The 22,462-nt window shown below is 67.9% G+C and carries 20 protein-coding genes; 4 read left to right on the top strand and 16 right to left on the bottom strand.

The genetic code is table 11. The annotated features are described in order from the left end of the window. Positions 1 to 40: 40 nt before the first annotated feature. Genes EJO66_RS07110 through EJO66_RS07065 form a run of 10 tightly spaced genes read right to left on the bottom strand, consistent with a single transcriptional unit; the run spans position 41 to position 10,438 of the window. Positions 41 to 1,222 (bottom strand): phosphoglycerate kinase, encoded by a 1,182-nt coding sequence (locus EJO66_RS07110; protein WP_125964817.1) that lies wholly within the window; start codon positions 1,220 to 1,222, stop codon positions 41 to 43. Then, positions 1,219 to 3,258 (bottom strand): transketolase, encoded by a 2,040-nt coding sequence (gene tkt / locus EJO66_RS07105; RefSeq protein WP_125964816.1) that lies wholly within the window; start codon positions 3,256 to 3,258, stop codon positions 1,219 to 1,221. The genes EJO66_RS07110 and tkt overlap by 4 nt, the downstream gene beginning before the upstream one ends. A 57-nt stretch (positions 3,259 to 3,315) precedes the next feature. Next, positions 3,316 to 4,194, bottom strand: a complete 879-nt coding sequence (locus tag EJO66_RS07100) for a phosphoribulokinase (protein WP_124958009.1) — start codon at positions 4,192 to 4,194, stop codon at positions 3,316 to 3,318. A gap of 47 nt (positions 4,195 to 4,241) precedes the next feature. Further along, positions 4,242 to 5,321 (bottom strand): class 1 fructose-bisphosphatase, encoded by a 1,080-nt coding sequence (locus EJO66_RS07095; protein ID WP_124958010.1) that lies wholly within the window; start codon positions 5,319 to 5,321, stop codon positions 4,242 to 4,244. An 18-nt stretch (positions 5,322 to 5,339) separates the two neighbouring features. After that, positions 5,340 to 6,071, bottom strand: coding sequence for an HAD family hydrolase (locus EJO66_RS07090; protein ID WP_125964815.1), 732 nt, complete (start codon positions 6,069 to 6,071; stop codon positions 5,340 to 5,342). Further along, a complete protein-coding gene (gene rpe, locus EJO66_RS07085; protein WP_125964814.1) occupies positions 6,068 to 6,772 on the bottom strand; it encodes a ribulose-phosphate 3-epimerase in 705 nt (234 codons plus the stop codon). The genes EJO66_RS07090 and rpe overlap by 4 nt, the downstream gene beginning before the upstream one ends. Beyond that, positions 6,773 to 7,576: an HAD-IA family hydrolase gene (locus EJO66_RS07080; protein WP_125964813.1), complete on the bottom strand. Its 804-nt coding sequence runs from the start codon at positions 7,574 to 7,576 to the stop codon at positions 6,773 to 6,775. Continuing rightward, positions 7,573 to 8,496 carry a CbbX protein gene (gene cbbX, locus EJO66_RS07075; RefSeq protein ID WP_125964812.1) on the bottom strand — a complete coding sequence of 308 codons (924 nt, stop codon included), beginning with the start codon at positions 8,494 to 8,496 and terminating at the stop codon, positions 7,573 to 7,575. The genes EJO66_RS07080 and cbbX overlap by 4 nt, the downstream gene beginning before the upstream one ends. A 32-nt stretch (positions 8,497 to 8,528) precedes the next feature. Then, positions 8,529 to 8,948 carry a ribulose bisphosphate carboxylase small subunit gene (locus EJO66_RS07070; protein ID WP_124958015.1) on the bottom strand — a complete coding sequence of 140 codons (420 nt, stop codon included), beginning with the start codon at positions 8,946 to 8,948 and terminating at the stop codon, positions 8,529 to 8,531. Positions 8,949 to 8,980: 32 nt separating this feature from the next. After that, entirely contained in the window at positions 8,981 to 10,438 is a 1,458-nt protein-coding gene (locus EJO66_RS07065) for a form I ribulose bisphosphate carboxylase large subunit (protein WP_317617010.1), read from the bottom strand. Positions 10,439 to 10,568: 130 nt separating this feature from the next. Here EJO66_RS07065 and EJO66_RS07060 point away from each other — a divergent pair, with 130 nt between their 5' ends. Then, the gene (locus EJO66_RS07060; protein ID WP_125964811.1) at positions 10,569 to 11,546 is read left to right on the top strand and encodes a LysR family transcriptional regulator; all 978 of its coding nucleotides are present in this window, start codon (positions 10,569 to 10,571) and stop codon (positions 11,544 to 11,546) included. Positions 11,547 to 11,564: 18 nt separating this feature from the next. On the opposite strand, the gene EJO66_RS07055 is transcribed toward EJO66_RS07060, so the two are convergent. Genes EJO66_RS07055 through EJO66_RS07030 form a run of 6 tightly spaced genes read right to left on the bottom strand, consistent with a single transcriptional unit; the run spans position 11,565 to position 18,684 of the window. Beyond that, complete coding sequence (locus EJO66_RS07055) at positions 11,565 to 13,862, bottom strand: TonB-dependent receptor (RefSeq protein ID WP_240648526.1); 2,298 nt, start codon at positions 13,860 to 13,862, stop codon at positions 11,565 to 11,567. A 13-nt stretch (positions 13,863 to 13,875) separates the two neighbouring features. Continuing rightward, the gene (locus EJO66_RS07050; RefSeq protein ID WP_125964810.1) at positions 13,876 to 14,889 is read right to left on the bottom strand and encodes a tripartite tricarboxylate transporter substrate binding protein; all 1,014 of its coding nucleotides are present in this window, start codon (positions 14,887 to 14,889) and stop codon (positions 13,876 to 13,878) included. Further along, positions 14,886 to 15,776, bottom strand: coding sequence for an ABC transporter permease (locus tag EJO66_RS07045; protein WP_125964809.1), 891 nt, complete (start codon positions 15,774 to 15,776; stop codon positions 14,886 to 14,888). Before EJO66_RS07045 ends, EJO66_RS07050 begins: the two co-directional genes overlap by 4 nt. Continuing rightward, entirely contained in the window at positions 15,758 to 16,939 is a 1,182-nt protein-coding gene (locus tag EJO66_RS07040; protein WP_125964808.1) for a type 1 periplasmic-binding domain-containing protein, read from the bottom strand. The genes EJO66_RS07045 and EJO66_RS07040 overlap by 19 nt, the downstream gene beginning before the upstream one ends. Next, positions 16,936 to 17,931, bottom strand: a complete 996-nt coding sequence (locus EJO66_RS07035) for a PQQ-dependent catabolism-associated beta-propeller protein (RefSeq protein WP_125964807.1) — start codon at positions 17,929 to 17,931, stop codon at positions 16,936 to 16,938. The genes EJO66_RS07040 and EJO66_RS07035 overlap by 4 nt, the downstream gene beginning before the upstream one ends. Before the next feature lie 39 nt (positions 17,932 to 17,970). Beyond that, complete coding sequence (locus EJO66_RS07030; RefSeq protein ID WP_124958022.1) at positions 17,971 to 18,684, bottom strand: ABC transporter ATP-binding protein; 714 nt, start codon at positions 18,682 to 18,684, stop codon at positions 17,971 to 17,973. 577 nt (positions 18,685 to 19,261) lie between these two features. On the opposite strand from EJO66_RS07030, the gene EJO66_RS07025 reads away from it, so the two are divergent. The 3 genes from EJO66_RS07025 to EJO66_RS07015 all read left to right on the top strand — a co-directional run bounded on the left by EJO66_RS07025 (position 19,262) and on the right by EJO66_RS07015 (position 22,454). Then, the gene (locus EJO66_RS07025; RefSeq protein WP_399281405.1) at positions 19,262 to 21,034 is read left to right on the top strand and encodes a methanol/ethanol family PQQ-dependent dehydrogenase; all 1,773 of its coding nucleotides are present in this window, start codon (positions 19,262 to 19,264) and stop codon (positions 21,032 to 21,034) included. A 128-nt stretch (positions 21,035 to 21,162) separates the two neighbouring features. Continuing rightward, on the top strand, positions 21,163 to 21,567 hold the full coding sequence (locus tag EJO66_RS07020; protein WP_124958024.1) for a c-type cytochrome: 405 nt from the start codon (positions 21,163 to 21,165) through the stop codon (positions 21,565 to 21,567). Continuing rightward, positions 21,564 to 22,454 carry a substrate-binding domain-containing protein gene (locus tag EJO66_RS07015; protein WP_124958025.1) on the top strand — a complete coding sequence of 297 codons (891 nt, stop codon included), beginning with the start codon at positions 21,564 to 21,566 and terminating at the stop codon, positions 22,452 to 22,454. The genes EJO66_RS07020 and EJO66_RS07015 overlap by 4 nt, the downstream gene beginning before the upstream one ends. Positions 22,455 to 22,462: the final 8 nt, after the last annotated feature.

Raw genomic sequence — 22,462 nt, 5'->3', positions numbered from 1 at the left:
GGGAAGCTCCTGTGGATGTGGGAAATCGGTGATGGGGGCGTCAATGCCGCCGGTCCTGGAGCGCTTTGACGGCCGGCAGGCTCTTGCCTTCGAGGAATTCGAGGAAGGCGCCGCCCGCCGTCGAGACGTAGTCGATGCACTCCTCCACCTCGAACTGGTTGATGGCGGCCACGGTGTCGCCGCCGCCCGCGAGCGAGAACGCGTCCATCCGCGCGATGGCGTGGGCCAGCGTGCGCGTGCCGTGCGAGAACTGCTCGATCTCGAACACGCCGAGCGGACCGTTCCAGACGATGGTCCTGCACTGGCCGAGCATCGCGACGAGCCGCGCCACCGAGTCCGGGCCGAAGTCCAGGATCATGTCGTCCGGCGCCACGTCGGCCACGGCCTTCACCGTTGCCACTGCGTTCGGCGAGAACTCGGTGGCCGTGACCACGTCGGTCGGCATGAACAGCCGCGCACCGCGCGCCGCGAGCGCCGCGGCCACGGCGCGCGCGGTGTCCACCATCTCGGGCTCGCAGAGAGAGCGGCCGACCGGATGGCCCGCCGCGAGCAGGAAGGTGTTGGCCATGCCCCCGCCGACCACCAGCCACTCGACCTGCGCGGCGAGCGATTCGAGGATCGACAGCTTGGTCGACACCTTGGCGCCGCCGACGATCGCGGCCAGCGGCCGCGCGGGGTTCGCGAGCGCACGGCCGAGCGCGTTGAGTTCCGACGCCATCAGCGGACCGGCGCAGGCCATGGGCGCGAGCCGGGCCAGCGCCTCGGTGGTGGCCTCGGCGCGGTGCGCGGTGCCGAAGGCATCGTTCACGTACACGTCGCACAGCGCCGCCATGCGCCGCGCCAGGGCTTCGGCATTGGCCTTCTCGCCCACGTTCGCGCGGCAGTTCTCGAGCAGCGCCACCTGGCCGGGCGCAATGTCGAAGGGGCGATCGAGCCAGTCGCTGACCAGCGCCACCGGCGCGCCCAGCAGCTCACCGAGCCGCTTCGCCACCGGCGCCAGCGATTCGCCGGGTGCCAGCCGGCCTTCCTTCGGGCGGCCCAGGTGCGAAGTGACCATCACGCGCGCACCTTGCGACAGGGCGTGCCGGATGCCGCCCAGGCTGGCGCGGATGCGCGTGTCGTCGCTGATGCGGCCCGAGGCGTCCAACGGAACGTTGAGGTCGCAGCGGATGAACACGCGCTGCCCGCGCAGGTCGACCTGGTCGAGCGTGTTGAAGCTCATGCGGCCTCTTTCAGGCTGGCCAGCGCGGCGTTCGCGAGCAGGTGGCGGGCGCGTTCGGCCACCACTTCGGCCGTGAGGCCGAACAGCCTGAAGAGTTCGCCGGCCGGCGCCGATTCACCGAAACGGTCGAGCCCGACCACGTCGCCGTATTCGCCGACGAACTTCCACCAGAGGCCCGTGCTGCCGGCCTCCACCGCCACGCGCGGCAGGTAGCGCGGAATCACTGCGTGGCGCCACTCGGCGTCCTGGCGTTCGAACACGTCCATGCACGGCACGGACACCACGCGCGCCTCGATACCGTCCTGCGCCAGCAAGGCCGCGGCGGCCAGCGCCACGCCCACTTCGGAGCCGCTTGCCAGCAGCGCCACGCACTCGGCCTCCGGGCGGCGCAGCACGTAGGCGCCGCGCGCAATGGATTCGATGCGCTCGCCGCCGTCGCCGGCATGCGGCAGCGCCTGGCGCGTCAGCAGCAGGCAGCTTGGCCCGTCCACGCGGCGCAGCGCCTGCCGCCAGGCCACGGCCGTCTCGGTGGCATCGGCGGGGCGCCAGACGTCGACATCGGGAATCAGCCGCAGGCTCGAGGCATGCTCCACCGGCTGGTGCGTCGGGCCATCCTCGCCGAGCCCGATGGAGTCGTGCGTGAAGACGTAGATGACCGGCAGCTTCATCAGCGCCGACATGCGCACGCCGTTGCGCGCGTAGTCGGAAAAAGTCAGGAAGGTGCCGCCGAAGGGGCGGAAACCGCCATGCAGCGCGAGCCCGTTCATGATGGCCGCCATGCCGAACTCGCGCACGCCGTAGTGCACGTGGTTGCCGGTGCCCGTGCCCTTGAGCTCGCGGTGGCCCTTCCAGTCGGTGAGGTTCGATCCCGTGAGGTCGGCCGAGCCGCCGATCAGCTCGGGCATCGCGGGGCCGACCTCGTCGAGCACCTGCTGCGAGGCCTTGCGCGTGGCGACCGATGCCTTGCGCAGCTCCGCGCCGGACGCGGCCGAGGCCAGTGCCGCTTCGGCCTTCGCAGTGAGCGGCGCATCGGTGCGATGGCGCCGCAGCAGTTCGCGCGCGAGCGCCGGATGCTCCTGTGCATAGGCGGCAAAGCGTTCCTGCCAGGCCTTGTGCAGCGCGGCGCCCGATTCGCGCGCCGACCAGGCCTCTGCAATATCCGCCGGCACCTCGAAGGGCGCGGCGCTCCAGCCCAGCGCCTGCCGCGTCAGCGCGATCTCGGCCTCGCCCAGCGCCTCGCCGTGCGCCTTGGCGGTGCCCGCGCGGTTCGGCGAGCCCTGGCCGATGCGCGTCTTGCAGCACACCAGCACCGGGCGGTCCGCGGCCGTGGCGCTTTCAATGGCTGCATCGAGCGCCGCGGCGTCGTGGCCGTCGACGTCGCGCAGCACGGTCCAGCCGTAGGCTTCGAAGCGCCCCGGCGTGTCGTCGCCGAACCAGCCGCCGACCTCGCCGTCGATCGAGATGCCGTTGTCGTCGTAGAACGCCACCAGCTTGCGCAGGCGCCAGGTGCCCGCGAGCGAGCAGGCCTCGTGGCTGATGCCCTCCATCAGGCAGCCGTCGCCCAGGAACACATAGGTGCGGTGGTCGATCACCTCGTGGCCGGGGCGGTTGAATTCCTCGGCCAGCAGCTTCTCGGCCAGCGCCATGCCCACCGCATTGCTGATGCCCTGCCCCAGCGGCCCGGTGGTGGTCTCCACGCCGGGCGTGACGCCGACCTCGGGATGGCCCGGCGTGCGCGAATGCAGCTGGCGGAAGCGCCGCAGCTCCTCCATCGGCAGCGCATAGCCGCTCAGGTGCAGCAGCGCATACAGCAGCATCGAGCCGTGGCCGTTGGAAACCACGAAGCGGTCGCGGTTCATCCAGCGCGGATCGGCCGGGTCGTGCCGCAGGCGATGCCGCCACAAGGCTTCGGCGATGTCGGCCATGCCCATCGGCATGCCCGGATGGCCCGAGTTGGCGGCTTGCACGGCGTCCATGGCCAGCGCGCGGATGGCGTTGGCGCATTGCGTGCGCAAGGCGAAGTTGTCAGTCGTCATGCGAAGGTCCGGTTGGTTCGTTGTGCGTGAGGTGTTCGTTCGGCCGCGGCGCGCGCGCTAGATCGCGTAGGCCTTCTTGCGGCGCTCCATGAGGCGCAGGATCATCGGCGTGAAGATCAGCTGCATCGCGAGCTCCATCTTTCCGCCCGGCACCACCAGCGTGTTGGCGCGCGACATGAAAGAGTCGTGCAACATGCTCAGCAGGTACGGAAAGTCGAAGCCGATCGGGTTGGCGAAGCGGATCACGACCAGGCTCTCGTCCGGACTCGGGATGGTGCGCGCAATGAACGGGTCGGAGGTGTCGACCACCGGCACGCGCTGGAAATTGATGTGCGTGCGCGTGAACTGCGGGCAGATGTAGTGCACGTACTCGTTCATGCGGCGCAGGATCACGTCGGTCACGGCCTCGGTCGAATAGCCGCGCGTGTTCTTGTCGCGGTGCAGCTTCTGGATCCACTCGAGGTTGATCACCGGCACCACGCCGATCAGCAGGTCGACGTGGCGCGCGATGTCGACCTTCTCGGTGGTCACGCCGCCATGCAGGCCTTCATAGAAAAGCAGCTCGCTGTCGGGCAGCGTTTCCCACGGCGTGAAGGTGCCGGGCTCCTGCTTGTAGGGCGCCGCCTCCACCGCGTCGTGCAGGTACTTGCGGCTCTGGCCGACGCCCGCTTCGCCGTAGTCGCGGAACAGCGCCTCGAGCTCGGCGAACAGGTTGGCGTCCTCGCCGAAGTGGCTGAAGTTGCGGTTGCCGGCGGCCTCGGCCTCGGCCATGGCCACCTTCATGGCATTGCGGTCGTAGCGGTGGAAGCTGTCGCCCTCCACGATCGCCGCCTTGACACTCTCGCGGCGGAAGATGTTCTCGAAGGTCCGCGTGACGGACGTGGTGCCCGCGCCGGACGAGCCGGTGATGGCAACGATGGGATGTTTGGCTGACATGGTGGCCTCGGGGAGATGAAGAATTCGTGCAGGCGGCAGGGCCTCGTTCAGGCGGCGGTTGCGAAGAGGCCTCGCTTGCCGAACAACGGCGCCTGATAGGTGTCCTGCGGCTCCTCGCTGTGGTAGGCCTCCACGCGCGCGACCTCTTCGGACGAGCCGAAGACGAAGCCGATGCGCTGGTGGATCGACTCCGGCTCGACCGACATCAGGCGCCGGCGGCCGGTGCTGGCCATGCCGCCGGCCTGCTCGATCAGGAAGGAGATCGGATTGGCCTCATAGAGCAGCCGCAGGCGCCCGTCGCGGCCGGCTTCCTTGCTGTCGCGCGGGTACATGAAGACGCCGCCGCGCATCAGGATGCGGTGCGTCTCTGCCACCAGCGAGGCGATCCACCGCATGTTGAAGTCGATGCCGCGCGGGCCTTCCTTGCCGGCCAGGCATTCGTCGACGTAGCGCTTCACGGCCGGTTCCCAGAAGCGGCTGTTCGAGGCGTTGATCGCAAACTCGCTGGTCTGCCGCGGAATGCTCAGGTTCGGATGGCTCAGCACCCATTCGCCGAGCTGCGGATCGAGCGTGAAGGCGTGCGTGCCGTTGCCCAGCGTCAGCACCAGCATGGTCGAGGGGCCGTAGATCGCATAGCCGGCGCCGACCTGTTCGGTGCCGGGCTGCAAAAAGTCTTCGGGCTTGGCGTCGGCCTCGGGCGTGGGCGCGCGCAGGATCGAGAAGATGCTGCCCACCGCCACGTTGACGTCGATGTTCGACGAACCGTCGAGCGGGTCGAACAGCAGCAGGTACTTGCCGCGCGGGTACTGCTGCTGCTGCGGCGGCAGGTAGGGTTCCTCCATCTCTTCCGAGACCATGCCCGCCACGTGGCCGCCCCACTCGTTGGCGCGCAGGAACATGTCGTTGCTCAGCACGTCAAGCGTCTTCTGTTCCTCGCCCTGCACGTTCTGCGTGCTGGCGCTGCCGAGCACGTCCCCCAGGGCGCCGAGCGCCACCTTGCGCGAGATCGCCTTGCAGGCAAGGGAGACGTCGGTGATGAGCGCGTTGAGTGCGCCCGTGGCACCGGGGTGGCGGCGGCGCTCCTCGATGATGTATTGGGTCAGCGTGGCCTTGCCTGCAATGGGCATGATCGTCTCCTGGTTGAATCAAGAAATCCGGGTCGCCGTCTCTTCGTCGCGGCGGACGGCAGCGCGCGACTCGCGTGCCCGCAGCAGCAGCTGCTGCGGCGTCGAGACGCGCCACGCGCACGCCGCTTCAGCCGCATTCGCCGCCGCATGGCCGCCATAGCCCCAGGCCACCAGCGCCGCCGGACAGCCCGCCGCCTGCGCCGCAAGCAGGTCGGCCGGGCCGTCGCCCACCATCAGCAGCCGCGCGGGTTCCACGCCCAGCTGGCGCGCCGCGGCCTGCAGCAGGAGCGGCGCGGGCTTGCGCTGCGCCGCAGTGTCGGCGCCATGGACCCCCGCCATTGCCGGCAGCAGACCCGCTGCATCCAGCACGGCGCGTGCCAGCGGCGTCGGCTTGTTCGTGACCACCACCATCGGCAGCGTGCGGCGCAGGCCCGCGACGAGTGCGGCAATGCCCTCGAACACGCTGCCGAACTTCAAGGGCGCCGCCAGCGTGGCGGCATCGAAGGACTTGCGCAGCCGGCCGCGCAGCGCCTCGCTGCCGCCGAGCCCGTGCTCGCGCAGCGCCTGCAGGATCAGCGCGTCGGGGCCGTCGCCGATCCATGCGCGCACGGTGTCCAGCTCGAAGCAGGCCAGCCCGGCTTCCTCGAGCGCGCAGTTCAGCGCCTGCCGGATGTCGGGCGCGCTGTCGACCAGCGTGCCGTCGAGGTCGAAGGCGATCGCATCGATGCCGTGCAGCTCTTCTTTCGTCATGCGGGATGCCCTTCCATCGACTCGCGGCCCTGCAGCGCCTGCGCGCGGATGGCGCCAATGGCTTCGCGGTAGCGGCCGCCGTTGAACACGGCCGAGCCCGCCACCAGCGTGTCGGCCCCGGCGGCGCCGATGCGCGCGGCATTGTCGGGCTTCACGCCGCCATCGACCTCCAGCCAGATGTCTCGCCCGCTCGTATCGATGCGGCGGCGCACCGCCTCGATCTTCGGCAGCACGCCCTCGATGAAGCTCTGGCCGCCGAAGCCCGGGTTGACCGACATCAGCAGCACCAGGTCGAGCTGTTCCAGCACATGGTCGAGCACCGCGAGCGGCGTGGCGGGGTTGAGCACCAGGCCAGCCTTGCAGCCGCTGTCCCGGATCAGCCGGATCGTGCGGTCGATGTGCTCGCTGGCCTCGGGGTGGAACGAAATGATCGAGGCGCCGGCCTGCGCGAACATCGGGACCAGCGCATCGACCGGCTTGACCATCAGGTGCACGTCGATCGGCACCGTCGCATAGGGCTTGATGGCCTCGCAGACCAGCGGACCGATTGTCAGATTTGGAACATAGTGGTTGTCCATGACATCGAAATGGATCAGGTCGGCACCGGCCTCGATGACCGCCGCGACCTCTTCGCCGAGCCGCGCAAAGTTCGCCGACAGCAGGCTGGGCGCGATGCGCATGGCGTTTTTTGTGTTCTGCATCTAGGGGTTCTCGCGGTAAAGCGCCTGCACGGCATTCAATGGCGGGGCCACGGTGGCCATTTGCAACAGCTCATCGATTCCGAGCCACGCCGCGGATTCGAGGCGCCCGCCGGGCTCGCCGGACAGCGGCTGGGTGGGATCGCCCAGGCTCGGCAGCACCAGGCCGGCGCCGCTGAAATCGCTGCCCTCGGTCCAGAAGGTGGGCGTGACCAGCGTCCAGAGCCCGGCGCCCAGGGCCGAGCGCAGCCCGTTGGGCGAGTCCTCGATGGCGATGGCGCGCTCGGGCGGCACACCCAGGGTGTCCAGCGCCAGCAGGTAGATGTCGGATGCGGGCTTCTTCGCGCGCACCTGGTCGCCGCAGGCGATCACGTCGAACATCGTGAGCCCGCGCGGGCCCAGCGTGGCCTGCAGCAGCGCATCGATGTTGGCGGCGGTGGTGGTGCTGGCAATGGCCAGGCGCAGGCCGGCGCGCTGGGCCTCCTCCAGAAAGCGCAGCACGCCGGTGCGCAGCTCGATGCCGCCGCGCCGCGCGATGTCGGTGTAGTGCTGCGTCTTGGCCGCGTGGATGGCCGGCACCCGCTCGTGCAGCCGCTTCTTCTCGGATGCGCCGATCGGTCGCGAGTCGATCCAGGCCTTCATGCGCTCCTTGCCGCCCGTGACCGCCAGCAGCGCGCGGTATTCGGCCTGGCTCCAGTGCCAGCCGAGCCCGAGCTGCTCGAAGGCCAGGTTGAAGGCCATGCGGTGCACTTCCTCGGTGTCGGCCAGGGTGCCGTCGACGTCGAAGACCAGGGCTTCGATGCTCATTTCCTTGCTCCTTCGGCCTGCGCGGCATCCGCCGCCGGATGGAAGACGCGGCTGGCCAGGATGTCCTGCGCCTGCAGCGTGCAGAGCTGCTCGCGCGTCAGGGACTCGTCGCTGCCGAACAGGCGCGTGGCGTGGCGCAGCCGGATGCGGTCGAGCGCGTTGCGGATCGATCGCGCATTGGCAAAGTGCGGCTGCTGCCGGCGCAGGCTCACGTAGCGCGAGAAGGTGGAGGCCGCGCCGTCGTCGAAGCTGTAGTTCAGCCGCCCCAGCATGAGCTGCGCGATCTGCATCAGCTCGGCCTCGCTGTAGTCCGGAAAGTCGATGTGGTGCGCAATGCGCGAGGCCATGCCCGGGTTGCTGCCGAAGAAGGTCTCCATGCGGTCCTTGTAGCCCGCGAGGATCACCACCAGGTCGTCGCGCTGGTTCTCCATCACCTGCAGCAGGATCTCGATGGCCTCCTGCCCGTAGTCGCGCTCGTTCTCGGGCCGGTAGAGGTAGTAGGCCTCGTCGATGAACAGCACGCCGCCCATCGCCTTCTTGATCACTTCCTTGGTCTTGGGCGCCGTGTGGCCGATGAACTGGCCCACCAGGTCGTCGCGCGTCACCGCCACCAGGTGGCCCTTGCGCACGTAGCCCAGCTGCTTGAGCACCTCGGCCATGCGCATCGCCACCGTGGTCTTGCCGGTGCCCGGGTTGCCCGTGAACGACATGTGCAGCGAGGGCGGCTGCGACTGCAGTCCCTGTTCCTGGCGCAGCTTGTCGATCAAGAGCAGCGCCGCGATGTCGCGGATGCGGCCCTTGACCGGCGCCAGCCCGATCAGCTCGGCGTCGAGCTGGTCGAGCAGCGCCTTCACGCCCGAGGACTCGAAGAGCTGCCTCGGCGCCGTGGCCGTGATAGCGGGGGTTTCGGTGGCGTCCATGCGTGGCTCCGGCATCTCCGTACGGGGTTCGATCAGTAGCGGCTGCCTTCGGGCCGCGCCTGCACCGCATAGCTTTCGATGCTGTAGCGGATCGTGCGGCCCGGCTCCTCGGAGCGGATCAGGCGGAAGCCCGGTTCGTTGGACGGCCGGTTGACGATGAAGGACATCACGACCGATTCGGTGCCGTGGGTCGAGTCGAAGGCCGTCACACGGATGTACTGCTGCGGAAAAGTCTTGCGGCAGGCCGCGAGTTCGAGCATCACGCCAGCCGCATCCTTGATGTCGAACATCGGGTTGCCGAACATCTCCCAGAAGGTGTTGCGCGGATGCGGGTCGTCGGTGTATTCGAGCCCGATGGCCCAGCCCTTGTCGAGGCAGTACTCGACCTGGCGGCTGATCTGCTCGTCGCTCAGGTCGGGCAGGAAGGAAAAGGTGCCTTGCGTGATTCGCATGTCTGTTGCTCCTGGAACTGGAAAAGGCGGGTTCAGGCCACCGACGGCGTCGGCACGTAGTCCGAGGTATCGGTGGAGGCGTAGTTGAAGGAGATCTCGCCCCAGGTGTCGAGCGCGGCCGCGAGCGGCGTGCACCACTTGGCTGCGTCGCGCAGGATCTGCGGCCCCTCGTTGGCGATGTCGCGGCCTTCGTTGCGCGCCAGCACCATGGCTTCGAGCGCCACGCGGTTGGCCGTGGCCCCGGCCTGGATGCCCTGCGGATGGCCGATGGTGCCGCCGCCGAACTGCAGCACCACGTCGTCGCCGAACAGGTCGAGCAGCTGGTGCATCTGGCCGGCATGGATGCCGCCCGAGGCCACCGGCATCACCTTGCGCAGCGCGCCCCAGTCCTGGTCGAAGTAGATGCCGCGCGGCAGGTCGACCTTGGTGTGCGTGTCGCGGCAGACGTTGTAGTAGCCCTGCACCGTCATCGGATCACCCTCGAGCTTGCCCACGGCCGTGCCCGCATGGATGTGGTCCACGCCCGCCAGGCGCATCCACTTGGCGATCACCCGGAAGCTCACGCCGTGGTTCTTCTGCCGCGTGTAGGTGCCGTGGCCCGCGCGGTGCAGGTGCAGGATCATGTCGTTCTGGCGGCACCAGTTGCTCATCGACTGGATGGCCGTGTAGCCGATGACGAGGTCGACCATCACGATCACCGAGCCCAGCTCCTTGGCGAACTGCGCGCGGCGGTACATCTCTTCCATGGTGCCGGCCGTGACGTTCAGGTAGCTGCCCTTGACCTCGCCGGTGGCGGCGCTGGCCTTGTTGACCGCGTCCATCACGAACAGGAAGCGGTCGCGCCAGTGCATGAAGGGCTGCGAGTTGATGTTCTCATCGTCCTTCATGAAGTCGAGCCCGCCGCGCAGGCCCTCGTACACCACGCGGCCATAGTTGCGGCCCGAGAGCCCGAGCTTGGGCTTGGTGGTGGCGCCCAGCAGTGGCCGGCCGAACTTGTCGAGCCGCTCGCGCTCCACCACGATGCCGGTCGGCGGGCCGGAAAAGGTCTTGACGTAGGCCACCGGGAACTTCATGTCCTCCAGCCGCGCGGCCTTCAGCGGCTTGAAGCTGAAGACGTTGCCGATGATGGAAGCCGTCACGTTGGTGATCGAGCCTTCCTCGAACAGCGAGAGGTCGTAGGCCACGTAGCAGAAGTACTGGCCCGGGTTGTTGGGCACCGGCTCGACCTTGTAGGCCTTGGCGCGGTACATGTCGCAGGCCGTGAGGCGGTCGGTCCACACCACGGTCCAGGTGGCCGTGGACGATTCGCCCGCCACGGCCGCGGCGGCCTCGATGGCGTCCACGCCTTCCTGCGGCGTGATGCGGAAGAGCGCGAGGATGTCCGTGTCCTTGGGCACGTAGTCGCCGTCCCAGTAGCCCATCTGCGCGTACTTGAGCACACCGGCCGAGTAGCGCTTCTTGGCGTCGGTGATCTGGATTGCTTCGTTCATGTTGCCCATGGAGTGCCTCTCGAAAAAGAAGGGGTGTGGTGCTGTCTGGTGAAGTGAATGTAGGCCGCATGAAAGATAAAGAAAAATTAAATCTTTTGACTTTCACATTTGCCAAACCTAATATCACTAGATGCCTCTTTCCAAGCACGCGAGCTTTAGACAGCTCGCCACCTTCCACGCCGTGGCGCGGCTCGGCAGCGTTTCACTTGCTGCAGATGAAATGCACCTGACGCAACCCGCGGTGTCGATACAGATCGGCACACTCGAGGAGTCGGCCGGTACGCCGCTCCTGCAGCGCACGGGCCGCGGCATCCGGCTGACCGAGGCGGGCGAATTGCTGGCGGGCTATGCGGGCCGCATCCTCGACCTGTGGCGCGAGGCCGGCGACGAAATGGCCATGCTGCAGGGCGTGTTCTCGGGCACCTTGCGCGTGGGCGCCATCACCACGGCCGAGTACCTGCTGCCGCCCATCCTGGTGAACTTCGCCAAGGAGCATCCGAAGGTGAAGGTCAAGCTGCAGGTCGGCAACCGCGACGAGATCGTGCGCATGCTCGCGGGCCAGGAGATCGACATCGCCATCATGGGCCGCCCGCCCGCGGAGCTGAAGACCGACTCCAGCGCCTTCGCCAAGCACCCGATGGCCTTTCTAGCGGCGCCCTCGCATCCGCTGATGTCTGCGGCCAAGCCGAGCATCGCCCTGCTCTCGGACACGCGCATGCTGGTGCGCGAGCGCGGCTCGGGCACGCGCACCACGGTCGAACGCTTCTTCAAGGACCACGGCCTGCCGCTGCGCATCGGCTCCGAGCTGTCGAGCAACGAAGCCATCAAGCAGATGTGCGCCGCGGGCTTCGGCATCGCCTTTTTGTCGATGCACACCTGCGTGCTCGAGATGAATGCGGGCCTCCTGGGCGTGCTGCCGGTGCCGGGCAACCCCGTGGTGCGCGACTGGTACGTGATGCACCTGGCCTCGCGGCAATTGCCGCAGGTGGCGCTGGCCTTCGAGGAGTATTTGCGCACGCATGGGCAGGCGCAGATCCAGCAGCAGCTCGGCACGCTGCCGGTGGCACGTACCGCCGCAAGGAAACGCAGCGTACGGCGCGCTGCCTGAGCCTTCGGGCGCTCGGGCTCAGACGCCCAGCTGCACCCGCATGCCGATCCACACCGCGCGCGGCGCGCCGGGCGCCACGAACTGCGCATTGCGCCATGCCTCGGGCGCCGCCACCACGCCGCTCGCATCGAAGCCATTGCGGCCCAGCTGGCCCGCGGTGGCGTAGCGGCGGTTGAACACGTTCGCCACCTTGGCAAAAAGCTCCACGTTGGGCCCGAGCTTCCAGCGCGTCGTGAGGTCGAGCAGCGCGTAGCCGCCGATGCGGCCGCTGCCGCTGAAGTCGGCCCCGTCGGGCGCGTGCAGGCCGTTCTCGTTGCCGCGCACCGTCTGCTTCGAATACACGCGGTACTGCGCGCCCAGCGTCCAATCGGGGGTCACGCGCCAGTCGACGTTGAGCTTGAGCGAATGCGCCGGCAGCCCCGGCAGGCGGTCGCCGCGCCGCACCGCGATCTCGCCTTCACCGGTGCAGGCGGGGCTGGTCTCGGCGCTGCTGTTCGCTTCGGCCACCAGGCAGGCCGGCGAGTCGTACCTCGCGCGCAGGTAGCTGTACGACAGCGACCAGTCGACGCGGTCCGTCTGTTGCGAGAGTCCGAGTTCCACACCCTGGCGCAGGGTGCGCCCGAAGTTGCTGAAGTAGCCGCGCGAGAGCCCGCTGCTCACGAACAGCAGGTCGTCCTTGTTGACGGTGCGAAACACCGAGGCATTCCAGCGCATGCCGGACTCGAGCGTGCCGCGCAGCCCGGTTTCGAGCGTCTGCGACACCACCTGCTTGAGCGGCGGATCGGACTGCAGCGCGTTCGGCAGCACGCAGGCGTTGGCCGGGTCGGAGCAACCGAGCTCGATCGGGCTCGGCGCGCGGCTGCCCTGGCTCCAGCCGGCGTAGGCCGTGAGCCGCGGCGTCGCCTGCCATGTGAACCCGATGGCGGGATTGAACTTCTTGTAATGGCCTTCGCCATCGAGCTGCGTGGACAGGCCGAGCAAGGCGCGCCCATCGTCGCGGGTGCTCACGCGGGTGTCGTTGTACCGGCCCGAAAGGCTCAGCTGCAGGTTCGGCCGCAGGCTCACCAGGTCGGAAAAATAAATGCTCGCGGTGCGGCTCTTGCCCGCGAGCAGCGCATCGACCTCGGCTTCTTCCTGCGGCACCACCGCGCGCGTGGAGTCGAGCATGCCCTCGGACTCGGTCTGGCGGAAGTGCGTGCGCGCACGGTCCACGGAAGCGCCGAAAGTGAGCTGGTGAATGCCCGCCGTGTAGGTGGACTGCAGCGCCACGCCTTCGCCATGCTGGCGCGTGTAGGTGCGGTTCTCCACGCCCGTGGCTTCGACCTCCGGCGGCTCGAAATCGTCGTTGAGGTCGCCGTTGAGCGTGCTGTAGCGCGAACGCCGCGTGTAGGCGGTCATGGAGATCGTCTGCACGTCGCTCAGGCGGTAGCTGGCATTGAGCGTGAGCATCGACATGCGGTTGTCGGTGCGGTCGGGCCGCGTGTACACCTGCTTGCGGTTCTGCATCAGCATCGATTCGGGCAGCAGGCCGTTGCCCACCATCCGGTTGTCGCCATGGGTGAAGCTCAGGTCCCAGGAGAGTTTTCCGCTGTCCTGCCCGACCTTGGCAAACAGCTGGCGCACGCGCGAGGGCGAGAAGTTGCGCCAGCCGTCCTCGTTGAGGCCGCCGAGCGCGAGGAACAGGTGGCCGCCTTCGGCGAGCTTGCGGCCGTGCGTGAGCTCCGTGCTCACCCGGCCGAAGGAGCCGGCCTGCAGCTCCAGCCCGGTGCCCGGATGCGTGTCGCCCCGCTTGGTCTGCAGCGACAGCGCACCGCCGAGCGTGTTCAGGCCGAACAGCGGGTTGGAGCCCGGCAGCAGCGTGATGCTCGAGATGGCGGCCTTCGGGATCAGGTCCCAGTTCACCACGTCGCCGAAGGGCTCGTTGATGCGCACGCCGTCCTGGTACACCGACAGGCCCTGTGGCGTCCCGAGCACCGGGCTCGCGCTGAAGCCGCGGTAGTTCACGTCGACCTGGAACGGATTGCCCTGGATCTCGTTCACGTTGACGCTCGGCAGCTGCGCGGCCATGAAGTCCGGCAGGTTCAGGCTCTGCGCGCGGCGCAGGTGCTGGTCGTCGGCGGTCTGCACGTTGGACGGAATCTGGTCCTTCGGCACCTCGATGCCCGGCACGGGCGTGGTGCCGACCACCTCGACGGCCGGCAGGCTGCCCGCCCGGGCCGCGATGGCCTCCTGCGCCTGTCCGGGCATGGGGCAGGCAGCGGCGGCCACGGCAAGGCCGACCAGCCGGCGGGTGGTTGGCGATTTCGGTCGGCCCACGGCGTTCTCCTCCTCAAGTGCCGGTGCGCGTGAGGCCCAGCTTTTCGACGATGGCGCGCTCCTGCGCGAAGATTTCGCGGCACGACTGCGCATAGGCCTCCGGGCCGAGGTAGTCGACCTCCTGGTCGTACTTGGCGAGTTCGTCCTTGAAGCGCTGGTCGAACATGGCTTTCTTGAAGGCGTCGTGCAGCACCGTCACCACGCCGCGCGACAGGCCGCGCGGACCGGCCAGCCCGTAGGGCGACTTGGCCACGATGTCGAAGCCGAGCTCGCGCAGCACGGGCACCTGGGGCCAGCGCTTCGAACGCTCGCCGGAAAAGATCGCCAGCAGCCGCAGCGTGCCCGCATCGACGGCCGGCCCGAAGCCGGTGGAATTGACGCCGGCCATCACCTGCCCGCCCGCAATCGCGTTGAGCTGCTCGGCCGTGCCCTTGTACGGCACATGGATGTAGCGCAGGCCGCGCGCCGTGAACAGCTCCTCCAGCACCATGTGCGGCGTGGTCCCGATGCCATTGGTGGCAATGGTCAGCTCGCCGGGCCGGGCCCGCGCGAATGCGAACATGTCTTCGAGCGACCTTGCAGGGCTGCCGGCCGCGACCAGCACACCGAAGGTGACGCTGGACACCTGGATGATCGGCGTGACGTCGCGGATCGGGTCCCACAGCACCTTCTGCGTGTGCGGCGCACGGAACACCGGCTGCGGCATCTGGGCGATGGTGTAGCCGTCGGGCCGCGCCTGCTGCAGCACCGGCATGGCCAGTGTGCCGCCGGCGCCGCCGCGGTTTTCGGTCAGCACCGGCTGCCCGAGCGCAACCGAGGCCAGTTCGGCCAGGATCCGCAGCGAGATGTCCGTGGCGCCGCCCGCGGGCCATGGCACCCACAGCGTGACGGGGCGCGAAGGAAAGGGCTCGGTCGAAGCCATCGCCCGGGCCAATGGCAACGCGCCCAGCGCCAGCGCGCCGGCCGCGCGCAGCCAGCCGCGCCGGGTGGGACCGCCCTGCCCGTCCATGGCCCGCCTCCGGCTCATGGTCCGCCCCCTCCGCGCTTGGTGAGGCCGCCGAAGCCGCGCTGCGGATCGTAGCCCCAGCAGGCGAGCCCGAAGAAAACGACCAGGCAGCCCAGCACCACATAAGGCGCCAGGCCCGGGTCCTTGCCGTAGAGCGCAAAGCGGATCCATTCCACCGCGTAAGTGAAGGGATTGAAGCGCGCCAGCTGGTACACCCATTCGGCGCCCGACTCCTGCAGCTTCCACAGCGGATAGAGCGCGGTCGACAGGAAGTACATCGGGAAGATGACGAAATTCATCGTGCCCGCGAAGTTCTCCAGCTGCTTGATGTGCACCGACAGCAGCAGCCCGAGCGCGCCCAGCATGAGCGCACCGGCCGCCAGTGCCACCAATGCATGCAGGCCGGAGAGCGACAGCAGCGGCAGTTCGGTGCCGATCAGCGCCGCCACCGCCACGAACACCAGCGCCTGCAGCACCGACAGCAGCGCGGTGGCGCAGAGCTTGGAGAACAGCAGCCAGGGCCGCGGCAGCGGCGCCGTGAGCAACAGGCGCATCAGGCCCATCTCGCGGTCGTAGACCATGGCCAGCGACGACTGCATGCCGTTGAACAGCAGCACCATGCCGACCAGCCCCGGCACGATGTAGACGTCGTAGGGAATGTAGGTGTCATAGGGCTCGACGATCGCCACGCCGAACACGTTGCGGAAACCGGCCGCGAAAACCGCCAGCCACAGCAACGGCCGCACCAGCGCCGACACCAGCCGGCCAGTCTGCTGCGAGAACTTGTAGAGCTCGCGCAGCATGATCGCGCGCATCGCCTGCAGCGCATGGCCCAGCCCGCGGCGCGCCAGCGGCTCGCCGGCGCTCTCGCCCGCGGGCGTTTGCGTTTTCAGCGCGCGATCGGACATAGCTTCTCCGGCGCATCGGCGCCCAGCGTGTCGAGCACGTTGCGCGGGTGCAGCACGCCTTCGGCCGGCGCCTGCGCGATCACGCCCTGGCCGTCGGTCAGCAGCATGGGCTGGCGCAGCTGGCCGTCCCAGGCGCGGAAGCTCAGGCTGGTGCCCTTGGAGCCGTCGAGCGTGCTCTTGCCGATGGCCTGGGCCCAGGCCGCGTTCGGGCCCTTGGGCGCGGCAATGGCCACGGCCGCCAGGGTCTTGCCGGCCATCCATGCGGCCCAGTCCTGCGCCGTCATCGGGCGCTTCGCGGCCTTGGCGAAGCGGCGCGAGACCTGCGGCGCGCCGTAGCGCTCGAACTGCGCATGCCAGGCCAGTGCCACCAGCCCGCCATCGCCCACCACCGGCCGCGGCAGCACGGTGCGGTAGGGCAGCGTGCGGGCGAATTCGCCGTCGCTGTCGACCACCCACACGGCGTCGTAATTGTTGCCGGCCGTGAGCAGCAGCGGGTTGGCCAGGTCGCGCTCGCGCGGGTCGGCCGAGAGCTTGAACGGCTTGCTGGCCACCACCTGCAGGCCGTAGCGCTTGATCGATGCCTGCGCGGTGGCCGCGCGCAGGGCGTCCTGCGGGCTGCCGCCCACCAGCAGGAGCAGCTTGCTCCATTTGCGCGACACCAGCGTTTGCGCCAGCGCATCGCTGCGCATGCGTTCGCTGGACGCCAGGTGGAACATGCGGGCGCGGCAATCCTGCTGGCGCAGCCGGTCGGAAGCGTCGCCCAGGTTCAGCACCGGCAGCTTCACGGCATCGGCCACGGCGAGCGTCCATTCGGCCGGCAGGTCGGTCAGCAGCACCGCCGCGCCGCTCTTCTCGGCTGCCACCGCCGCGGCGCGCGCGGCCTCGATGGACGCGGCCGGCGCGGCGGCCAGCGCCACTTCGGCGCCCGCGGCCTCGAGCTCGAACTTGGTCTCCTCGAGCGCGACCTCGAGCCCATCGGAAAGCGGGCCGCCCGGGTGGCCCAGGTAGGCACGCTCCAAGCGGGAGCGGTCCAGGCGCGGATCGTCGTCCGGCGTGATCAGCGTGGCCTTGAGCACCGCCGCGCCCGCCGCCAGCGGCGCCGCGAGCGCCACCGACATCAACCACGCGCCCGCCAGCCAGGAAGCCGTTGCGCGCATCCTCATTCGACGATCACGAGCCCATAGGGCACGCGCCCTACCGGAACGCTCTTGATGGCCTTGGCGCCGGCCACGTCGACCACGGTCACGTCGTCGCTCAAGCCGTTGACCACGTAGAGCCGCGCCTGCGCCTTGTCGAGCGTGACGTTCCAGGCCCGCTTGCCGACCAGCACCAGCGAGCCGACCTTGCGGCTGGGCACGTCGATGAAGGCCACGTGGTTGGCACGGCCAAGGCCCACGAAGGCCCGCTTGCCGTCGCTCGTCATCTGGATGCCCACGGGCGTGATGTCCTCGGCGCGCGCGCCTTTCACCTCGAACTTCAGCGTGTCGATCACCTCGTGGGTGGCGGTGGAGACGATGCTGACGCTCGCGCCCAGTTCGTTGGTGATCCACAGTTCCTTGCCGTCGGGCGTGATGGCCATGCGGCGCGGGCGCTTGCCGGCCTTGATGTTCTTCACGACCTTGCCGGTGGCCGTGTCGATCACGTGCACGAGGCTCGCCACCTCCGAGGTCACATACAGGGTCTTGCCGTCGGCGCTGACCTTGACGCCCTCCGGCTCCGCGCCCACCTTGACCGAGCGCAGCTTCTTGCCGCTGGCGGTGTCGATGAAGCTGGCCTCACCCGCGTCCTCGTTGGAGACGTAGATGACCTTGCCGTCCGGCGACAGGTCGAAGGCCTCGGGCTCGTCGCCCAGCGCGATGCGCCGCACCGACTTGCCGCTCGCGGGGTCGATCAGGTCGGCCTGGTTGGAGTCGGTGCAGGCCACCATGATCTGGCGCTCGGGCGTCAGCTGGATGTGGCGCGCGCGCTTGCAGGTCGGGATCGTTCCCTTCACCGCCAGCGTGGCAAGGTCGATCATCGTCAGCGCGTTGTCCTTCTCGCTCGAGACATAGGCGGTGCCCTGGGCCAGCACGGCACCGCTGGCAGCGGCGAGCACAAGTGCGCTGGCAGCGGCGCGGACCAGCGCGCCAGGAGCCGGGAAGGAAGGTTGCAGCATGCGATGTCTCCATTCTTGTTGGTTCGGATTCGTCAATCATCAAGCGGTGCGGGCGATGAAGCCCGCCTCCAGGGTGGCGCCGCCAAGCTGGCGGCCCACGTCGGCCGGCGTGCCATCGGCCAGCAGCGATCCCTTGTGCAGCACGAGCACGCGGTCGGCCTCCTCCGCCTCCTCGACCCGGTGCGTTGCCCACAGCACGCACACGCCGCGCTCGCGCACGTCCGCATGCAGGGCGGCCAGCAAGTCCTGGCGCGATTTGGGATCGAGCCCGACGGTGGCTTCGTCCATCAGCAGCACGGCCGGCCGGTGCAGCCCCGCGCGCGCCAGCTCGACCTTGCGGCGGTTGCCGCCCGACAGCTCGCGCACCTTGCGGTCGAGGTCGGCGTCGATGTTCAGGCGCTCGCAGGCCGACGCAATGCGCGCGGCCGCGAGCCGCCGCGGCAGGCCGTGCAGGTCGGCCTGGAACAGCAGATTGCGCCGGATGCTCAGGTCCAGGTCGAGCGACATCTGCTGGAACACGACACCGATGTGCCGCAACGCCGCGGTCGCCGAGCGGCGCAGCGAATGGCCGGCCACCTCGACCTCGCCTTCGTCGGCCGCGAACATGCCCGTGAGCACCTGGAATAGCGTCGACTTGCCCGCCCCGTTGGGCCCGAGCAGCGCCACGAACTGGCCCGCGGGCACATGCAGCGACAACGACTGCAGCGCCGTGCGCGTGCCATAGCGCTTGGTTAAGTCGATGGTTCGCAGCATGTAGAGCGATGGGATGTGCCGGGCTTTGGGGGTTTCAATGGTATTTGCCGTTTGCTTTCAATCCGCAAATTCTGTGCCTCTGCCGGTCGAGGGTTTTCACTGTGATGAGTCCCTACTCATTCGCCCGCGCAAGAGCCGCTGCAGCCCGCTGCAAGCCCTGGCCGCTCGACATCCGTGACTTCGCACGAGACACTTTGCGTCAAATTTGATGCGCACACGATGCAGGGCCACGGCAATGCATGGCGTGCGGTGCCGGACAGCGCATCGCACGCTCGGGATTTCCCTAGGTTCGGATCGCATAGCAGCACGCCGCCGCGCGCTGCGCGAACGCCGCCTCGTACACGCCTCTCCCGAGCGGAGCCGCGTGTCTTCGCATGGAGCGCGCATGGGCTTTTGAAGTGCTCCAGGCTGGAACTGGCAGGCATGGATGTTGCGGACCGCAGCATTCGCCAAGGTGATCGAAAGATCCGCAGGCTGCCGCCATGACCATGTTCAAAACCCACTGAAATGTGAGGAGACATCTATGAAGTTTTCCAGGCAGATCGCCGGCCGTCTCGTACGGCATGTCGGCGTCGCGATGTTGGCTCTTCCGGCCTTGGCGCTAGCCAATGCCGACGTCGAGAAAAACATCGCCAACTCGAAGAACTGGGCCACGCAAGCGGGCGATATGTTCAACCAGCGATACAGCAAGTTGAATCAGATCACCAAGAGCAACGTGGGCAAGATGCAGGTCGCGTGGACCTTCTCCACCGGCGTCCTGCGCGGCCACGAGGGTTCGCCCCTGGTGGTCGATGGCGTCATGTACCTGCACTCGCCGTTTCCGAACAAGGTGTTCGCGCTCGACGTGGAAACCCAGAAGATCCTGTGGAAGTACGAACCCAAGCAGGACCAGTCGGTGATCGCGGTCATGTGCTGCGACACGGTGAACCGCGGGCTCGCCTATGCGGAAGGAAAGATCTTCCTGCAGCAGGCCGACACCACCCTGGTGGCGCTCGACAGCAAGACCGGCAAGGTGGTTTGGACGGTGAAGAACGGCGATCCGAAGGTCGGTGCCACCAACACCAACGCGCCCCACGTCTTCAAGGACAAGGTCATCACCGGCATCAGCGGCGGCGAATTCGGCGTGCGCGGCTTCCTTGCAGCCTACAACATCAAGGACGGCAAGCTGGCGTGGAAGGGCTTCAGCACCGGCCCCGACGAAGAAATGCTGATGGACCCGGCCAAGACCATGACCTGGACCGACGGCAAGCTCGCGCCGGTAGGCAAGGACTCTTCGCTGAAGACCTGGAAGGGCGATCAGTGGAAGATCGGCGGCGGCACCACCTGGGGCTGGTACAGCTACGACAAGGCGACCAATTCCGTGTACTACGGCACCGGCAACCCGTCGACCTGGAACCCTTCTCAGCGGCCCGGCGACAACAAGTGGTCGATGAGCATCTTCTCGCGCGACGTGGACACCGGCAAGGTCAACTGGGTCTACCAGATGACGCCGTTCGACGAATGGGACTTCGACGGGATCAATGAAATGATCCTGGCGGACATCAACGTCAAGGGCAAGCCGACCAAGGCGCTGGTGCACTTCGACCGCAACGGCTTCGCCTACACGCTGGACCGCGTGACCGGCGCGCTGCTGGTGGCCGAGAAGTACGACCCCAAGGTGAACTGGGCCACGCACGTCGACATGAAGACCGGCCGGCCGCAGGTGGTGGCCAAGTACTCGACCGCGCAGAACGGCGCCGACGTCAACACCAAGGGCATCTGCCCCGCCGCCCTCGGCAGCAAGGACCAGCAACCCGCCTCCTACGACCCCAACACCAAGCTCTTCTACGTGCCGACGAACCACGTCTGCATGGACTACGAGCCGTTCAAGGTCGAGTACACGGCGGGCCAGCCGTACGTGGGCGCCACGCTCTCGATGTATCCCACGCCGGGCAGCCATGGCGGCATGGGCAACTTCATCACCTGGGACGCGGGCACCGGCAAGATCGTGCAGACCAAGGCCGAGAAGTTCTCGGTGTGGAGCGGCTCGCTGAACACCGCCGGCGGGATCTCCTGCTACGGCACGCTGGAGGGCTACCTCAAGTGCGTGGATGCCAAGGACATCAACAAGGAGCTGTTCAAGTTCAAGACCCCGTCCGGCATCATCGGCAACGTGTTCACCTATGAGCACAAGGGCAAGCAGTACGTCGGCGTGTTCTCGGGCATTGGCGGCTGGGCCGGCATCGGCATGGCTGCAGGCATCGACCCCGAGAAGAGCACCGAGGGCCTGGGCGCCGTCGGCGGCTACAAGGAACTCGCCCAGTACACCGAGCTCGGCGGCTCGCTGACTGTCTTCGCGCTGCCCAACTGAGGCGTTACTACCGAGGCGTTACTACCGAGGCGTCATTGCACAGATAGACGCAACATGCGAACCGGGAGAGCACTCGCTCGAGGGCTCTCCCCCACGCACTTTCAAAAGATACCGGAGACCCAGGAGCCATGAAATTTCGTAAGTCAACGTTGCTGCCTTCCCTCATCCTGCTCGCCGGCGTGGCCTGCACACTGGCCGTCGCCGCGCCAGACCCCGCGCCCTACAAAGTCACCGAGGGATACAAGGTGGACCCCGAAACCATGAAGGGTTTCCGCACCTGGCGCTCCGCGGCCTGCGACCGCTGCCACGGACCCAACCAGGAGGGGATGGTGGGACCGTCCCTCATCAACAGCCTCAAGACGATGAAGAAGGAAGAGTTCATCAAGGTCGTGCGCGACGGCAGGCTGGACAAGGGCATGCAGAGCTTCGGCAACAACCCGGCGGTGATGGACAACATCAACCAGCTCTACGCCTACCTCAAGGGCCGGTCCGACGGCGCCATCACTCGCGCCCGAGTGGAAGAAAACAAATGACCGCCCGGCCGCGCGCCGGCAGGCCCTTCTCCTTCGGCGCCCGCCTGCGGGCGGGCCTTCTGGGCGCGGCATGCTGCTGCGCGCTGGTTCCGGCCCTGGCCCAGGAGTCGCCGCCGCGCAAGGCGCTGCGCGTCTGCCAGGATCCCAACAACATGCCCTTCTCCAACACCAAGGGAGAAGGCATCGAGAACCGCATCGCCGAGCTGTTCGGCAAGGCGCTGGGGCTTCCGGTCACCTACTATTCGTTCCCGCAGCGGCTGGCCTTCTTCCGCAACACGCTGCGCTTCAAGCTGCCGGGGCAGGACTACCCCTGCGACATCGTGATGGGTGTGCCCGTCGGCCTCGACGAAGTCTCGGTCACCAAGCCCTACTACCGTTCGACCTACGCACTGGTCTTTCCCAAGGGCAAGGGCATGGACAACGTGGCCTCGGCGGAAGACTTCCTCAAGCTCGATCCGGCCAAGCTCAAGTCGCTGCGCATCGGCATCTACGACCGCTCGCCGGCTTCGCAGTGGCTCAACAAGCACGGCCTGCTCGAGCAGGGCGTGCCCTACAAGCTCATGAGCGCCGACCCCGCGCAATACCCGGGCGAGATCGTCGAGAAGGACCTGGCGGAAGGCAAGCTCGATGCCGTGGTCGTCTGGGGCCCGATTGCGGGCTTCTTCGCCCGGCGCGTCAAGAACCCGGCCCTCGTCGTGGTGCCGCTCAAGTCCGAAAAAGGCCTGCGGCTCGACTACCAGATGGCGATGGGCGTGCGCTACGGCGAGCGCGAATGGAAGCAGCAGGTCGAGGGGCTGATCGAATCCAAGGCGCCCGAGATCCAGGCCATCCTGAAGGAGTTCGGCGTGCCGCTGGTCGATGCATCGTTCGGGACTCCCACCAACTGAGTTGCCGT

Origin of the sequence: Variovorax beijingensis, assembly GCF_003951285.1 — a bacterium.
Classification (GTDB): domain Bacteria; phylum Pseudomonadota; class Gammaproteobacteria; order Burkholderiales; family Burkholderiaceae_C; genus Variovorax; species Variovorax beijingensis.
This window is presented reverse-complemented; position numbering and strand designations above follow the sequence as displayed.

Bases quoted from the DNA above. Each gene is read 5' to 3' on its own strand.
- EJO66_RS07110 (WP_125964817.1), bottom strand. From the start codon at position 1,222: ATGAGCTTCAACACGCTCGACCAGGTCGACCTGCGCGGGCAGCGCGTG.
- tkt (WP_125964816.1), bottom strand. From the start codon at position 3,258: ATGACGACTGACAACTTCGCCTTGCGCACGCAATGCGCCAACGCCATC.
- EJO66_RS07100 (WP_124958009.1), bottom strand. From the start codon at position 4,194: ATGTCAGCCAAACATCCCATCGTTGCCATCACCGGCTCGTCCGGCGCG.
- EJO66_RS07095 (WP_124958010.1), bottom strand. From the start codon at position 5,321: ATGCCCATTGCAGGCAAGGCCACGCTGACCCAATACATCATCGAGGAG.
- EJO66_RS07090 (WP_125964815.1), bottom strand. From the start codon at position 6,071: ATGACGAAAGAAGAGCTGCACGGCATCGATGCGATCGCCTTCGACCTC.
- rpe (WP_125964814.1), bottom strand. From the start codon at position 6,772: ATGCAGAACACAAAAAACGCCATGCGCATCGCGCCCAGCCTGCTGTCG.
- EJO66_RS07080 (WP_125964813.1), bottom strand. From the start codon at position 7,576: ATGAGCATCGAAGCCCTGGTCTTCGACGTCGACGGCACCCTGGCCGAC.
- cbbX (WP_125964812.1), bottom strand. From the start codon at position 8,496: ATGGACGCCACCGAAACCCCCGCTATCACGGCCACGGCGCCGAGGCAG.
- EJO66_RS07070 (WP_124958015.1), bottom strand. From the start codon at position 8,948: ATGCGAATCACGCAAGGCACCTTTTCCTTCCTGCCCGACCTGAGCGAC.
- EJO66_RS07065 (WP_317617010.1), bottom strand. From the start codon at position 10,438: ATGAACGAAGCAATCCAGATCACCGACGCCAAGAAGCGCTACTCGGCC.
- EJO66_RS07060 (WP_125964811.1), top strand. From the start codon at position 10,569: ATGCCTCTTTCCAAGCACGCGAGCTTTAGACAGCTCGCCACCTTCCAC.
- EJO66_RS07050 (WP_125964810.1), bottom strand. From the start codon at position 14,889: ATGAGCCGGAGGCGGGCCATGGACGGGCAGGGCGGTCCCACCCGGCGC.
- EJO66_RS07045 (WP_125964809.1), bottom strand. From the start codon at position 15,776: ATGTCCGATCGCGCGCTGAAAACGCAAACGCCCGCGGGCGAGAGCGCC.
- EJO66_RS07040 (WP_125964808.1), bottom strand. From the start codon at position 16,939: ATGAGGATGCGCGCAACGGCTTCCTGGCTGGCGGGCGCGTGGTTGATG.
- EJO66_RS07035 (WP_125964807.1), bottom strand. From the start codon at position 17,931: ATGCTGCAACCTTCCTTCCCGGCTCCTGGCGCGCTGGTCCGCGCCGCT.
- EJO66_RS07030 (WP_124958022.1), bottom strand. From the start codon at position 18,684: ATGCTGCGAACCATCGACTTAACCAAGCGCTATGGCACGCGCACGGCG.
- EJO66_RS07025 (WP_399281405.1), top strand. From the start codon at position 19,262: ATGTTGGCTCTTCCGGCCTTGGCGCTAGCCAATGCCGACGTCGAGAAA.
- EJO66_RS07020 (WP_124958024.1), top strand. From the start codon at position 21,163: ATGAAATTTCGTAAGTCAACGTTGCTGCCTTCCCTCATCCTGCTCGCC.
- EJO66_RS07015 (WP_124958025.1), top strand. From the start codon at position 21,564: ATGACCGCCCGGCCGCGCGCCGGCAGGCCCTTCTCCTTCGGCGCCCGC.